The following is a 13,720-nucleotide window of genomic DNA, read 5'->3' on the forward strand; positions in this document are numbered from 1 at the left end:
AAAGGACATTCCATGACGTCTCTCTTCGAACCCACAACCGCCGGCGATATCGCGCTTGCCAATCGCATTGTCATGGCGCCGCTGACGCGCAATCGCTCGCCGGGCGCAGTTCCGAACACTCTGAACGTCACCTATTATGAACAGCGCGCCACCGCCGGCCTCATCATCACCGAAGCCACGGCGATCACCCATCAGGGCCAGGGCTATGCCGACGTGCCCGGCCTCTACACGGCTGAAGCGCTGGAAGGCTGGAAAAGGGTGACGAGCGCCGTCCACGCCGCCGGCGGCAAGATCGTCGTGCAGCTGTGGCATGTCGGCCGTATCTCCCACACATCGCTGCAGCCGGGCGAAGGCAAGCCTGTGTCGGCATCGGCGATCACGGCACAGTCGAAGACCTATATCCGCCATCCCGACGGCACGGGGGAGTTCGTCCCGACATCAGAGCCGCGTGCGCTCGAAACGTCCGAAATCGCCGGCATTGTCCAGGATTTCCGCAAGGCAGCCCGCGCAGCCATGGATGCAGGCTTCGATGGCGTCGAGATCCACGCTGCGAACGGCTACCTCGTCGACCAGTTCCTGCGCTCCGGCACCAACACACGCACCGACCAATATGGCGGCTCGATCGAGAATCGCACGCGCTTCCTCTTCGAAGTCACCGACGCGATCGTTGCCGAGATCGGTGCCGGCCGCACGGGCATCCGCCTGTCCCCGGTCACGCCGGCAAATGATGCCTTCGATCCCGAGCCTCAGCCGCTCTTCGACCATGTCGTCGAGGGTCTCGCCAAGCACGCGCTGGCCTATATCCACGTGATCGAGGGCGCAACGGGCGGCGATCGCGACTTCCAGCAGGGCGACACGCCGTTCGATTTTGCAGCCCTCCGTGCGCGCTACGAAGCTGCTGGCGGCAAGGCGGCCTGGATGGCCAACAATGGCTATGACCGCAAGCTGGCAATCGAGTCGGTCGAAAGCGGCCGTGTCGATCTCGTCGCCTTCGGCAAGCCGTTCATCGCGAACCCGGATCTCGTCGAGCGCCTGAAACAGGATGCCCCGTTGAACGCGCTGGATGGCGACACGCTGTATGGCGGCGGTGCCAAGGGCTACACGGATTACCCGGTGCTGACGCAGCAGGCAGCGGAATAAGCGCCGCGCCTATCGCCATCGTCGAAAAATACGAAAGGCCTGCAGCGATGCAGGCCTTTTGCGTTGCGGCGGCGAGCGGTGGGATGCGCCGTCTCAGGCAGCGCGCGTGGCGACGCCTTTCAGAGTCGGCACGCAGAACAGCGCCCCTATGACCAGCGGCAGGCAGAGGAAGTACGAGGCGCGGATTCCGGCATGCTCGGCGACGAAGCCGAGGAGCGGCGGCGCAAAAAAGAAGATGATGAAGGTCACCTGCCCGAGCGAGGCGACGTTGACATGCGGTGCGCGGTCACGCCGCTGGGCAGCGGCGGAAACGGCGAGCGGATAGACGGCGCTGCAGCCGGCGCCCATCAGGGCAAAGCCGACCAACGCCACGACAGGATGCGGCGACAGGCCGACGGCGAGGATGCCGATGATCGACAGCACAAGGAGCGCGGCAGCGACCGCGCGACTGCCGAAACGCTCGACGATCGGGTCGGCCACCAGACGCACCAGGGCCATGAAGAAGGTGAAAAGCGTCAGGCCCAACCCGCCGACGAAAGGCTCGGACTGGAACACGTCCCGCATGTAGATCGCCGACCAGTCGATGCCCGCACCTTCGACCAGGAACGCGGCGATACCGATGAGGCAGAGCGGCAGCAGCCCCACGGTCGGGAAGGCGAAAGCAGGCGCCTTTTCCTCCGGCAGATGCCCGGCATCGATCGGCGCGGCCTCGAGCCCACGGATCGCGACCCAGGCAAGGACGATGACCAGCAGCAGGACGACGCCGAGATGCGCTTCCATGGTCATGCCGGACTGGCGAATGAACGAGGCCGCAAGGGCCGTGACGAAGAAGCCGGCGCTCCAGCACCCATGCGCCCGGTTCATCACGCTGCGGCCGGTGGCAGCCTCGATGCGTCCGAGTTCGACGTTGAGATTGATTTCCAGCGCGCCCGCCAGCATGCCTGCCACGAGCAGAACGGCAAAGACACCGGCAGCCCCCGGCATCCACGGCACGAGCGCGTAGCATGTCGCCGTGCCGATCACGGTGACATAGGCTGTGACCTTGGGTCCGAGCCGCTCGATCAGCGGCGAGGATACTGTGAGCGAAATCAACGCACCGATCGCCATGCCGATGAGCGTCAGGCCGAGTTCGGACTTGTCGACCTGCAGGGCAACCTGCAGGTCGGGCATGCGCGCAAGCAACGCGCCCAACGCCACGGCAAACAGGAAAAAGCAGATGTAGATCCTGTGATGACCGGATAGCGTCAAGAAATGCGCCTCTTTATCGTTACTTGCAGGCGGCGCAGAAGCGCTGGATGCGCTTGCAGGCTTCCTCGAGCAGCGTTTCCGACGTCGCATAGGAGATGCGGAAGTTGGGACCGAGACCGAACGCCGACCCGTGGACCACCGCGACGCCCTCGGACTCGAGAAGCTCAGACACGAAGTCCTCGTCCGTCTCGATCACCTTGCCCGACGGGGCCGTCTTGCCGATCAGCCCCTTGCACGACGGGTAGACATAGAACGCGCCCTCCGGCGACGGGCACTCGATGCCGGTTGCCTGGTTGAGCATCGACACGACCAGATCGCGACGACCTTCGAAGATCTTCTTGTTTTCCGGAATGAAGTCCTGCGTCCCGTTGAGGGCCTCGACGGCGGCCCACTGGGCAATCGAGCACGCGCCGGACGTCTGCTGGCCCTGGATCATGTCCATGGCCTTGATGAGCGGCAACGGACCAGCAGCATACCCGATGCGCCATCCCGTCATTGCATAGGCCTTGGACACGCCGTTCATCGTCAGCGTGCGCTCGTAGAGCTTGGGCTCGACTTCGACAGGTGTCGCAAACTTGAAGTCGCCATAGGTCAGATGCTCGTACATATCGTCCGTCAGGACCCAGACATGCGGGTGCTTCAGGAGGACGTCCGTCAGCGCCTTCAACTCGTCATGCGAATAGGCGGCACCGGATGGGTTCGACGGCGAGTTGAAGATGAACCACTTCGTCTTCGCCGTGATCGCCTTGTCGAGATCGTCCGCCGTCAGCTTGAAATTGTTGGCCTGCGTCGCCTCGACGAAGACCGGCGTCCCGCCGCAGATCGAAACCATTTCCGGATAGGATACCCAGTAGGGCGCGGGAATGACAACCTCGTCGCCCGGGTTCATCGTGGCCATGAAGGCATTGAACAGGATCTGCTTGCCACCCGTGCCGACGATCGTCTGCGCCGCGGTGTAATCGAGATTGTTTTCGCGCTTGAACTTCTTGGCGATCGCTTCGCGCAGTTCCGGAATGCCGGAGACGGGCGTGTATTTCGTCTCGCCACGGTTGATCGCGTCGATGGCGGCCTTTTTGATGTTGTCGGGCGTATCGAAATCCGGCTCACCGGCACCAAGCCCGATGACGTCCCGGCCCTTGGCCTTGAGTTCGCGCGCCTTTTGCGAGACGGCGATGGTGGCGGAGGGCTTCACACGGGAAAGAGCGTCGGCGAGAAAGGCCATGATGGGACGGTCCTGATGGTTACGACAAGGATGCTCGGCAGGAAAACGGCCCGGAGCGCTAGCTGTATGTCGAATATGGCCGGTCAATTCAAGCGGAAAGGCCGCAAGACCGGCTGGCATGACGAGGTTTGATGGATTCCATCTCGCACGCCGATGGATCGGCAGTGGCCTGCGAATCACGGCGCCGGCGCGCGTTTTCGCCACCACGAAAGCTTGCGCGGAGCCTGCGGCACCGGTTTATTTTTCCTTAATGAAAACAGTTATTTCCGCGTTATCCAAACGCCTTGTTTTTGCCATGACATTTGCCGGAGCATGCCGCAATTCGGTCGAGATGAGGCCGATATCGGAGCGCTTTTTACATTCTATCCGCTCACGCCCTTCCGCCGCCTGCCCTCGAGGTTCGACATGCCCGTATCCGCACCACCTCCCCTGTCGTTCCTGCGTCGCGCGGGTTTCGGCCTGACGATCGCGGCCATCCTCGTTTCGGCCGGCAGTGCGATGGCCGGAAGTGCGACGGCCGGTGAGGCGGTCGAAATGGGCGGGCCGACAGGCGTCTCGCTCGAGCAGACGGGGCTTGCGCTGGAACAGACGGACGATGCCCTGTTTCCGCTCGGCAAGCCGCCGGCCTTGATCGAGGCAACGGGCTCGGCAGCCAACAGCCCGATGCTGTGGCTCGACAATGCACCGCTCGGCGCGCCGGACCAGATGTCGACGGGTGCGATCCTGTCTGCTCGTCAGCTCGCCAGCCTCGGCGCCTTCGCCCTCCCCGGCCGCATCTTGCCGGCGGAACGACACATCGCGATCGGGCTCATGCTGCTCGCTGGCGCGGCGATGGCGGCGGTCAGTTTCGGCCTGTGGCGCTGGCAGGTGCGCGGCCTGTCGTGGGAAGCGTGATCGCCATGGCGTCCGAACCCGACCGCAAACAGAACCGCCTCGGCCTCTTCACGGGGCTCAACGCGTTGGAGACCATCGTGGTCGCCGCCATCGTCATCGTCGCGCTCGCCGGCATGATGCTGGTCGGCAAAGGCCTCTTCCTGCAGAGCCGCATCGTCGCCGGCCCCAACGCGGTTTTCGTCGCGGCACTGTAAGTCTCGCTCAACTGACGATCTTGTCATGCCCCCCTCTGGCTGCTAGCCGAAACGCTACCAAGCCGTGGAGGAGCAGCGGGTGACACGCATTCAGGCCAATCTCATTCTTCTTCTCGCCGGTGCCATCTGGGGCGCCGGCTTTGTGGCGCAGTCCACCGCCATGGAAACGATCGGCCCTCTCTGGTTCACGTGCCTGCGCTTTTCGATTGCCGCCCTCGTGCTCGCCCCCTTCGCGGTGCGGGAGCGTCAGAAGGCGCCCGTTCCGCTGGCCGCCCGCGACCTGCGCGGGTTCGTTGCCATCGGCCTTTCCCTGTGCCTCGCCGTCCTCGCGCAGCAAATTGGCATCATGACGACCACCGTTGCCAATTCCGGTTTCCTCACCGGCCTCTATGTCGTGCTCGTTCCCATTCTCACGGTTCTCTTCCTGCGCCGGCGGCCGCACTGGATCATCTGGCCGGCAGCCGGCCTGTCGTTTCTCGGCATTTTCCTGCTTTCGGGCGGCGCGCTGTCGCAGCTGACACGCGGCGATCTCCTCACCCTCCTCGCCGCGCTCTTCTGCGCGGTCCAGGTCATCCTCATCACCGTCTTCGCGCACTCCAGCGGCCGGCCTTTCGCCCTCTCCCTGGTGCAGTTCGCGACATGCGCGGTTCTCGCCGGCGGGTTGGCGCTGGTGCTGGAACCGCTGTCGTTCGATGCCATCAGGGCGACGATACCGGAGCTTCTCTATTCCGGCATCTTCTCGAGCGGGGTCGCCTTTACCCTGCAAGTGGTGGGACAGCGCTACACCACGGCGCCGCAGGCGGCGATCTTCCTTTCGAGTGAAGCATTGTTTGCAGCATTCTTCGGCGTGTTGCTTCTGGGCGAAACCATCGCACCCATCGGCTATCTCGGCGGACTCATCATTTTTGCCGCCATGTTGATGGTTGAGATCGTGCCTGAGCTCGGCCGCAAGCGGGCGGAGAGAACACTGTCGCATCAGTAGGTTAGCCTAGTCTTACGGCTTTTCCCGCTCCTGGCGCACGATCTGGATGGTCATGCTGCACCCCCCGCGATCACGACATCGAATGTCGTTTTCAGCCTAAATTTTCACCACGCCGTTCTCAAACTAAAATAGTTTCAATAGCTTGCAATCTCAGAGGTAAAAGCGAGGATTATCGGCAGGTGCGTTGAAATTAGACAAACGCAACCGCCTGACTTCTTTCAATAAACTTTTGCTTGCCAATTGAAAACAAACGCATCAAGTTTACTGTGTTCGGGCAATCTGCGAACACGGGAAGACCTTAAGAATAAGTGCGCACTGGAGACGCAAGAATTCTCCGGGTGGTCCGTGTCGGGGCGGTAGATCTGGCACGGGACATGAATGACAGGACCTTTCCTCACAGTCGAGACATGCCTGCAAATCGCCCCTTTGGGCACAGTCGTAATGCTGCTCGCCGCATCCGGGCAGAGGAAAAAGGACCTGACGCATGGCCGAAACCGGCATTGTAAAATTCTTCAACACCGACAAGGGCTTTGGCTTCATCAAGCCCGATAATGGCGGCGCGGACATCTTCGTCCACATCTCCGCTGTCCAGGCATCCGGTCTCAACGGACTGACCGAAAACCAGAAGGTCAGCTACGACACAGAGCCGGACCGCCGTGGCAAGGGCCCCAAGGCCGTCAACCTGAACGTCTCGGGCTGACCACAGCAACCCCTCTGACGACAGAGCGGAAACCTGGCGTCCGCGCCGGGTTTTCGTTGCTCCGCACTACCGGGACAAGGCGTGGCGTGCGGTCGAGCGACAGCTTGCCGACGTGCGCGGTATGCGGCAAGCGGCGTGTTATCCCGGCCTGTCGTGGCGTCGGCCTGTTGTTCCGCACGGCCTGCATGCCGGGCGTCCGCCGGCGATGACACGCCCTTCGCGGTTGACGGACGGGACGGTGGCGCCGGGCTTTTAGAGGAAGCGTCCCCGAATGCATGTCGCCCGTAAATGTGCAGCGGTTTCGGGAAACGACATGCATCAAAACAAGCACGTAAAGCGAAGGTGCGGTATCGGCGACGTGCGCCTCGCACATCTGCAGGTCTGGCGTGGCGACGGTCGGACGTGGTCTGCATCGTAGAACCGCCACCTCCCCTTCGCCTGCGGTATGTCACCCCTGCCTGACAAAAAAGGACGGCATCTCGGCCGCTGTCGCCACGAAAACGTACCGTTCACCCTGCATTCAGTTTGACTCACCTAATGTGGGTTCATCGTAAGGGGCGAGCCGTTTCGCCCCGGGAGACAGGATCAACGCTATGAAGACCTTGGTCAAAGCTGCAGTTCTTACCATCGCCTCCTTGTCTGCAGTGCTGCCGAGCATGACGCCGGCGCATGCGGACGATTGGCGGTATCGCCGTCATCACCATCGGGACAATGACGGTCTCGCTCTTGGCGCCGTTGGCCTCGCAACAGGGCTGATCGTCGGTGGCGCCATTGCCAGCCAGCCGCGTTACCGCAGTGAAGAGCGCGTCTACATCGACCCGCCTGCGGACGAATACTACGAACCGGCACCGGTTTATCGTCGCCCGCGTCCGGTCGTCGTCAACAATTACGGTTCGCTCGAGCCCTGGTCGCCGTCCTGGTACCGCTACTGCTCGAACCGCTACCGTTCGTTCGATTCGCGCACGGGCACCTTCATTGGCTATGACGGCCGCTCCTACTTCTGCAACGCCGGCTGACCGACACGGTCGCCATACGGAAAAGGCCACGCTTCTCGCGAAGCGTGGCCTTTTTCTTTGCAAGAGGATCGGGTCTCTGAGTCAGAGACCGCGCAGATACGGGTTCGTCCGGCGTTCCTCGCCGATCTGCCCGCCCGGGCCGTGACCGCAGATAAATCCGAAATCGTCGCCGAGCGGCAGGATTTTCGTCCGGATGGAATGAAGCAGCTGCTCGTGATTGCCGCCCGGCAGGTCCGTGCGGCCGATGGATCCGTGAAACAGAACGTCGCCGACATGGGCAAACCGCTGGGTCTGGTTGACGTAGACGACATGGCCGGGCGCGTGACCGGGGCAGTGCAGGACGTCGAAGACATGGCCGCCGAACGAGACTGTGTCCCCATCCACCAGCCAGCGATCCGGCAGAACGTTTTCGACCTTCATGGTCAGGCCGAAGCGCTCGGCCTGCGCTTCGAGGTTCTCGAGAAGCGGGCGATCGTCTTCGTGCGGGCCGACAATCGTAAGACCGGTCGCCTCTTTCAGCTCCTTGGCGCCACCGGCATGGTCGATATGCCCATGGGTGAGCCAGATCGCCTGAAGCGCGATACCGTTCTCCCGCACCGTCTGCAGAATCACATCGACGTCTCCGCCCGGATCGACGACAACGCCTTCCTTGGTTTCGCTGTCGAAAAGGATGGTGCAGTTCTGCTGAAAATGCGTGACCGGAATGATGCCTGCCTGAAGCATGGGGACCCTCATCTGCGACCGCTCTGCCAGGAGCGGGCGAAACCTACATCTGACGCAGCGCTCGACGGAGCGTGCGACGTGATGCCGGTATAGGCGGAACGCCCGCCGAGGGAAACCGCCGATCCGGCGGCGGGGATTTCGCCGACGTCCGCCGGAACAGCGTCGCGCGCTGGCGAAGCACGGACGAGAGGGAAAAGCGTCGTGTGCCGACGCCTTGTCGCGCGGGGGTGATTAACGGACTGCGGCCATTTCCAGCGCGTCGCCGGCGCTCAGGCTCGGAAGCACAGGGTAGTTGAGCGTCGTCATCAACAGGGCGAAGACCGCAACCTTCGCAAGCACCACGGTGATCACGACCGGGCGGAGCTGTTCGGCGGTCGAGGAAACGGGAGAGAGTGTGTCGGTCTGCATGGTACGGGTCCTTGTATCTGAGCCCGGAATGCGTTTCTCCGGGAAAGGTTCCGCCGGGAGCCCCTGACGCGGGCCTATTTCGCCGCGGCCAAAACGGGCTGTTGCAAACCCGCAACAAACGCGCTTTCCTGCTGGTCGCGCGCTGCCGCAAACGGTAGAAAGAGGCAGGTATATGCGTGCGATGGCCCAGGACGGCAGGACGATACGCAACCCAGGGACACGAGATCCGCAGGACATAGGCATTGGCAGAACAGACCCCCTTGGCTGAACGAGATCTCCCCGCGGACAAGGTGTCGCCTGCACAGGCGAAAGCCTCGGCCGGCGATATCAGCGCGAAGCCGACCTCTTCCGAGCGCGCCGGGCTCGATTACGAACTGATCGAGCTCTTCTTCTTCGCGTATCGGGACTTCACCTCCGATCCCGACGTCATCCTGGAAAAGCGCGGTTTCGGGCGGGCGCATCATCGGGTTCTCCACTTCGTTGACCGTGAACCCGGAATGACCGTGGCCGACCTGCTGGAAACCCTGAAAATCACCAAGCAGAGCCTGGCCCGCGTTCTCAAGCAGCTGATCGACGGCGGCTACATCCATCAGGTTGCCGGCCCGGAAGATCGGCGCCAGCGCATGCTCTACACGACGCAGGACGGCAAAGCGCTGGCCAAGGCCTTGGCGCAGCCACAGTCGAAGCGCATCGCCGATGCTTTGGCAAAGCTCGGGCCCGAAGGACGCGACACCGTCCGCCAGTTCCTCGCCGGCATGAAGACCGGACCGGTCTAGCGTCATCGGGAGCGAGACCGGATCGGATCCGGTCCGGACGACATTCGAGACACGACAACGGCCACCTCTCCTTGAACCGGGGTGACCGGAACGACATCAGGGATCGACCACGATGACGAAACCCTTCTCTCTCCCCGACGATGCGCCGCATCTCCTGATCGTCGACGACGACCGGCGCATTCGCGACCTCCTCAATCGCTATCTGGTCGAACAGGGGTTCCGCGTGACGACAGCAGCCGATGCGGACGAGGCGCGCCGCCGTCTGACCGGCATCGATTACGACCTCCTCATCGTCGATGTCATGATGCCGGGCGAGACCGGAATTTCGCTGACCCAGAGTTTGCGCCGCCTGAAATCCGTGCCGATCATCATGCTCACGGCTTTGGCCGAAACGAATGCCCGGGTCGAAGGTCTGGAAGCGGGTGCCGACGACTACCTGCCAAAACCCTTCGATCCGCGCGAGCTCGTGCTGCGCATCAACAACATCCTGCGGCGCAACATGCCGGTGCAGGCGCCAAAGGTAGAGCAGGTCATTTTCGGGCCCTTCACCTTCTCCGTCGTCCGCCGCGAGCTGCGTCGCGGCGCCGACCATATCCGCCTGACGGATCGCGAACAGGAGATCATGATGCTGTTCTCCCAGCGCGCCGGAGAGACCATACCGCGCCACGAGCTGGTCAGCGACGATACCGAGGTCGGAGAACGCACGATCGACGTCCAGATCAACCGCCTGCGCCGGAAGATCGAGGACGATCCCTCCAACCCCGTCTGGCTGCAGACCGTTCGCGGGATCGGTTACAAGCTCGCCATCGACTGATGCATGTCGCCTGAAAGTTTCCAGCGGTTTCGGGAAACGACATGCATCAAAACAAGGACTTAGCACGCGCCGACGGGCCGCCGAAAGGCAGCGTTGGGCTGCGCCTGCACAGATGCCGCCGTTCCCGGCGACCGAAAGGACACTGATGATCGAGGCCATCCGCCAGACCAAGACGGAGCGCGGTGAGAAGCCGCGCAGTTCGCTGGCGCGCTGGCTCCGTCGGCACCTGCCCATGGGGCTCTATGCCCGCTCGCTGCTGATCGTCATCATTCCCATGGTGCTGCTGCAGTCCGTGGTCGCCTTCGTCTTCATGGAACGCCACTGGCAGCTCGTCACCCAGCGTCTGTCTGCGGCCGTGACCTCGGATATTGCGGCGGTCATCGACCTGATCAACACGATGCCGCCCACATCCTATCCGGCCATCGAGACGATCGCCCGACGCCAGCTCGGTCTCACCATATCGGTGGAAAACGGGGGCGAATTGCCGATGCCGGTCCGCCAGCCCTATTTCGATATTCTCAACCGCATTCTGTCCGACGAAATCCGTCAGGAAACCAAGCTGCCCTTCTGGCTCGACACCTCGAGCAGCGAGGACGAGGTCTACGTCCGGATCAAGCTCGATGGTGCCCGGATTCTTCGCGTCACCATGCGTCGCAATGCCGCCTATGCCTCCAACACGCATATCTTCATTGTCTGGATGGTCGGCGCATCGCTGGTGCTTCTCCTCATCGCCATCCTGTTCCTGCGCGGCCAGATCCGACCCATCCTGCATCTCGCCCGTGCAGCCGAGAGCTTCGGCAAGGGCCAGAAGATCGATGATTTCTCGCCCCGCGGCGCCGAGGAGGTTCGCCGGGCCGGCCTTGCCTTCATCCAGATGCGCGAACGGATCGAGCGGCAGATCGAGCAGCGAACCACGATGCTGTCGGGCGTCAGCCACGACCTGCGCACCATTCTCACGCGCTTCAAGCTGCAACTGGCCATCGCCGGCGACAATCCCGATCTCCAGCCGCTCAACCAGGACGTCGAGGACATGCAGAGCATGCTCGAGGGATACCTCGCCTTCGTGCGCGGCGAGGCGGAAGAGGATGTCGGAACGCTGAAGCTGACGGATGTCATGACGCGCCTGTCGGCCGAAGCCGAACTGCACGGCAAGACGCTGACCACGCTGGTCGAAGGCGACGACGAGGTCCGCGTGCGTCCCAACGCCTTCACGCGCCTCATTCTCAATCTCGCTTCCAACGCCTACCGCTACGCCGACACGATCCATATCGAGGCAAGACACGGGCAGCGATGGCTGTCGATCACCATCGACGACAACGGTCCGGGCATTCCGGAGCGATCCCGCGAGGATGTCTTCAAGCCGTTCTTCCGGCTGGACGAAGCGCGCAATCTCGACAGCACGGGGACGGGGCTCGGCCTCGCCATCGCCCGCGACATCGCCCGAAGCCATGGCGGCAACGTGACGCTCTCCGACAGCCCGCTCGGAGGCCTCAGAGCCATCGCCCGCGTTCCCGCATGAAACCCACGCTCATGCAGGTCGCCCGAACGTGCGCAGCGATTTCGGAAACGACATGCAACAAAACAAGACCTTGAAGCGCGACGCGCTTTAGCGCGTCAACGTCGCCCTGACGCCGGATTCTCCCTTGCTCGCGCAGGGACGCATGTCGAGAGACGCCTTCTGGAAAATGTCGATAGCGGCACCCGCCAGCTGAAGGCAGCCGTCGCTCGGGATCGTCACGGTCTGGCTGCCGTAGATCTCGATGAAGGATCGAGGCACGTAAATGATGCCGGAAAGAACATCGTCGACATCCCCCTGGTAGAGGTTGAGCGTGCCGCCATCGAGAAAGAACAAGACGTTCTTATAGCCGAAGGTGGGAGCATCGGCCGTCGGCGCCGTCATGTGCATGGCACCGATCCCCCGCAGACCGACGCTGCCCCCGTAAAACGCGAATGTCGTCCCGACGGCCGTCAGGCTCTGCGTCTGCATCGAGAACGAACCGCCATAGAAGAACAGCGAACTGGAGCCGACCTTCCCGTCGCGACGGGTCGTTCCGCCGATCTGTGTGCTCGCGCCGTGAAAATAGGCCGTTCCTCCGTAGAAGTTCATATTGCCCGCTCCGAAGACGGTATGGGAGCGCTCGCCCAGCGCCAGAGATCCGCCCCAGAACTCGAAAGGTCCGTCTCCGAACCGCATCATCCCCGCGACATTGGTGACCGTGCCGCCGAAGAAGATGAAGCCGCCATCGCCGAACGACAGCGTGCCCGTGCCGGCGTTCGCCATCGATCCGCCCCAGAGGTAGAACTTTCCGTTGCCGAAGGAGAGCGTCCCCGAACCGTTGATGATCGAACCGCCGTTGACGTAGAAGGGCCCGCTGCCGAACGTCAGCTTGCCGGTCCCGTTCACGATGCCGCCGCCAAACAGGAAGGGTCCGTTGCCGAAGGTCAGGATTCCCTCGTCCCCGTTGACGACATCTCCCTCAAACGAAACCTTCATGTCCGCAAAGTGCAGGGTCGCTGCCTTGTTCTGGAGGTAACTCTTCGACGCAAGGGTGACGTCCGCGCCGGGCAGCAGATCGAAACGCGTGTCGGCGCCGTCCTCGTTGCTCATGACGCCGCCGATGGCGTAGCAGCCCGATCCGAGATGCACGCGATTGACGCCCGAAAAGATCATGTTGCCGCTGATGATCGTAGGCTTCAGGCAGCCGGGGTCAGCAGAACCCGTGCCGGGGAACGTCACGTCCGAATCGGAAATGGACAATCTGCGATAGGCGCGCGACGACGGAAGCGTCACCGTCTGACGTGTATAGACCTCGTCGCTGCCGCCCGATGTCTCCGGATGGAGCGGTCGTTCCGGGATCTGCGTTCCGTATGCCCACCTCGTCATGCCGGCAAGCCGCTTGCGGATCGCCACGATGCGGTCATCCTCCGCCAGCGGATCGACGCTGGGCGTGTCGAAGCTGAAGCTCGCCAGCGGTGGCGTCAGCGTTACGCCCGGACAGATGTACATCGCCTGCCACGCTTTCGGGAGAGCGACCTCGACGGAGCGCACCTCTGCAACCGCGTTCATACAAACGGCGAACGCCCCTGCCGACGCGACCTGACAATCGGTTCCCTTCACACGGGCACTGTCGAAGATCTTGACGGGTCCGAACGTGGACCTCAGGCAGTCGCCCCCGGCTGTCGAAACTTGCGCGGACGACGATCCCCCGATCAGGACGAACGGGTCTGCTGTGAGAACCTGCCCGAAGATGAGCGGACTCTCGTGCGCGATGCGACTGGTCAGTTCGGGCGTCCCGCTCGAACCTGTCGTCACCGCCGTCCGAACCTCGCCCGCCGGATATCCATTGACGACCGCCATCTGTCGCGCGGTTGCCTCCGCCATGGCGCTCGGCGCGCCGCCGACGATCGGCGTTTTGGTGTTGACAGCGGCGAGGTTTGCAATATCGGCGGCACGTTGCGCCCGCAGCTTCTCGACATAGAGCTGGGAACTCTCGAGCACCAAGGCGCAGATCATCAGGAACACCATGATCGTGAACGCCGAGAGGACCGCCACCGACCCCTCGTCGTTCCGCCGGAAGGTCTTCAAGGCCCTCGCCCTTCGCC

At 62.9% G+C, this 13,720-nt stretch carries 14 protein-coding genes; 9 read left to right on the top strand and 5 right to left on the bottom strand.

The window, feature by feature from the left end; genetic code table 11:
• The first annotated feature begins 12 nt into the window (after positions 1 to 12).
• Positions 13 to 1,140, top strand: coding sequence for an alkene reductase (locus ASG03_RS17485; protein ID WP_062694803.1), 1,128 nt, complete (start codon positions 13 to 15; stop codon positions 1,138 to 1,140).
• A 93-nt stretch (positions 1,141 to 1,233) separates the two neighbouring features.
• Here ASG03_RS17485 and ASG03_RS17490 read toward each other — a convergent pair whose 3' ends face one another.
• Together ASG03_RS17490 and ASG03_RS17495 are read right to left on the bottom strand one after the other, a co-directional pair.
• Positions 1,234 to 2,388, bottom strand: a complete 1,155-nt coding sequence (locus ASG03_RS17490) for an MFS transporter (RefSeq protein ID WP_062694805.1) — start codon at positions 2,386 to 2,388, stop codon at positions 1,234 to 1,236.
• A 19-nt stretch (positions 2,389 to 2,407) separates the two neighbouring features.
• A complete protein-coding gene (locus ASG03_RS17495) occupies positions 2,408 to 3,610 on the bottom strand; it encodes a pyridoxal phosphate-dependent aminotransferase (protein ID WP_062694808.1) in 1,203 nt (400 codons plus the stop codon).
• 405 nt (positions 3,611 to 4,015) lie between these two features.
• On the opposite strand from ASG03_RS17495, the gene ASG03_RS17500 reads away from it, so the two are divergent.
• The 5 genes from ASG03_RS17500 to ASG03_RS17520 all read left to right on the top strand — a co-directional run bounded on the left by ASG03_RS17500 (position 4,016) and on the right by ASG03_RS17520 (position 7,396).
• Complete coding sequence (locus ASG03_RS17500; RefSeq protein WP_156381861.1) at positions 4,016 to 4,504, top strand: hypothetical protein; 489 nt, start codon at positions 4,016 to 4,018, stop codon at positions 4,502 to 4,504.
• A gap of 5 nt (positions 4,505 to 4,509) precedes the next feature.
• Positions 4,510 to 4,698 carry a hypothetical protein gene (locus tag ASG03_RS17505; protein WP_062476086.1) on the top strand — a complete coding sequence of 63 codons (189 nt, stop codon included), beginning with the start codon at positions 4,510 to 4,512 and terminating at the stop codon, positions 4,696 to 4,698.
• A 79-nt stretch (positions 4,699 to 4,777) separates the two neighbouring features.
• The gene (locus ASG03_RS17510; protein WP_062695293.1) at positions 4,778 to 5,680 is read left to right on the top strand and encodes a DMT family transporter; all 903 of its coding nucleotides are present in this window, start codon (positions 4,778 to 4,780) and stop codon (positions 5,678 to 5,680) included.
• Positions 5,681 to 6,164: 484 nt separating this feature from the next.
• Complete coding sequence (locus tag ASG03_RS17515; RefSeq protein WP_062476090.1) at positions 6,165 to 6,380, top strand: cold-shock protein; 216 nt, start codon at positions 6,165 to 6,167, stop codon at positions 6,378 to 6,380.
• 593 nt (positions 6,381 to 6,973) lie between these two features.
• Positions 6,974 to 7,396 (top strand): BA14K family protein, encoded by a 423-nt coding sequence (locus ASG03_RS17520; protein WP_062476093.1) that lies wholly within the window; start codon positions 6,974 to 6,976, stop codon positions 7,394 to 7,396.
• 81 nt (positions 7,397 to 7,477) lie between these two features.
• On the opposite strand, the gene ASG03_RS17525 is transcribed toward ASG03_RS17520, so the two are convergent.
• Positions 7,478 to 8,119: an MBL fold metallo-hydrolase gene (locus ASG03_RS17525; protein WP_062694812.1), complete on the bottom strand. Its 642-nt coding sequence runs from the start codon at positions 8,117 to 8,119 to the stop codon at positions 7,478 to 7,480.
• A 231-nt stretch (positions 8,120 to 8,350) separates the two neighbouring features.
• Positions 8,351 to 8,527, bottom strand: a complete 177-nt coding sequence (locus ASG03_RS21565) for a hypothetical protein (protein WP_156379784.1) — start codon at positions 8,525 to 8,527, stop codon at positions 8,351 to 8,353.
• Between the two features lie 326 nt (positions 8,528 to 8,853).
• On the opposite strand from ASG03_RS21565, the gene ASG03_RS17530 reads away from it, so the two are divergent.
• The 3 genes from ASG03_RS17530 (at position 8,854) to ASG03_RS17540 (ending at position 11,636) form a co-directional block, all read left to right on the top strand.
• The gene (locus ASG03_RS17530) at positions 8,854 to 9,303 is read left to right on the top strand and encodes a MarR family winged helix-turn-helix transcriptional regulator (RefSeq protein WP_062695295.1); all 450 of its coding nucleotides are present in this window, start codon (positions 8,854 to 8,856) and stop codon (positions 9,301 to 9,303) included.
• A 112-nt stretch (positions 9,304 to 9,415) separates the two neighbouring features.
• A complete protein-coding gene (locus ASG03_RS17535) occupies positions 9,416 to 10,117 on the top strand; it encodes a response regulator (protein WP_062476100.1) in 702 nt (233 codons plus the stop codon).
• Between the two features lie 145 nt (positions 10,118 to 10,262).
• A complete protein-coding gene (locus ASG03_RS17540) occupies positions 10,263 to 11,636 on the top strand; it encodes an ATP-binding protein (RefSeq protein WP_062476103.1) in 1,374 nt (457 codons plus the stop codon).
• Positions 11,637 to 11,723: 87 nt separating this feature from the next.
• Here the strand turns inward: ASG03_RS17540 and ASG03_RS17545 are convergent, their stop codons facing one another.
• Positions 11,724 to 13,703 carry a TadE/TadG family type IV pilus assembly protein gene (locus tag ASG03_RS17545; RefSeq protein ID WP_062694814.1) on the bottom strand — a complete coding sequence of 660 codons (1,980 nt, stop codon included), beginning with the start codon at positions 13,701 to 13,703 and terminating at the stop codon, positions 11,724 to 11,726.
• Positions 13,704 to 13,720: the final 17 nt, after the last annotated feature.

The sequence above is a fragment of the Rhizobium sp. Leaf341 genome, assembly GCF_001424325.1.
Taxonomy (GTDB): Bacteria; Pseudomonadota; Alphaproteobacteria; order Rhizobiales; family Rhizobiaceae; genus Ferranicluibacter.

What these genes read in the sequence shown, in the direction of transcription:
- ASG03_RS17485 (WP_062694803.1), top strand. Translation starts at nt 13, where the DNA reads ATGACGTCTCTCTTCGAACCCACAACCGCCGGCGATATCGCGCTTGCC.
- ASG03_RS17495 (WP_062694808.1), bottom strand. Translation starts at nt 3,610, where the DNA reads ATGGCCTTTCTCGCCGACGCTCTTTCCCGTGTGAAGCCCTCCGCCACC.
- ASG03_RS17500 (WP_156381861.1), top strand. Translation starts at nt 4,016, where the DNA reads ATGCCCGTATCCGCACCACCTCCCCTGTCGTTCCTGCGTCGCGCGGGT.
- ASG03_RS17505 (WP_062476086.1), top strand. Translation starts at nt 4,510, where the DNA reads ATGGCGTCCGAACCCGACCGCAAACAGAACCGCCTCGGCCTCTTCACG.
- ASG03_RS17515 (WP_062476090.1), top strand. Translation starts at nt 6,165, where the DNA reads ATGGCCGAAACCGGCATTGTAAAATTCTTCAACACCGACAAGGGCTTT.
- ASG03_RS17520 (WP_062476093.1), top strand. Translation starts at nt 6,974, where the DNA reads ATGAAGACCTTGGTCAAAGCTGCAGTTCTTACCATCGCCTCCTTGTCT.
- ASG03_RS17525 (WP_062694812.1), bottom strand. Translation starts at nt 8,119, where the DNA reads ATGCTTCAGGCAGGCATCATTCCGGTCACGCATTTTCAGCAGAACTGC.
- ASG03_RS21565 (WP_156379784.1), bottom strand. Translation starts at nt 8,527, where the DNA reads ATGCAGACCGACACACTCTCTCCCGTTTCCTCGACCGCCGAACAGCTC.
- ASG03_RS17535 (WP_062476100.1), top strand. Translation starts at nt 9,416, where the DNA reads ATGACGAAACCCTTCTCTCTCCCCGACGATGCGCCGCATCTCCTGATC.
- ASG03_RS17540 (WP_062476103.1), top strand. Translation starts at nt 10,263, where the DNA reads ATGATCGAGGCCATCCGCCAGACCAAGACGGAGCGCGGTGAGAAGCCG.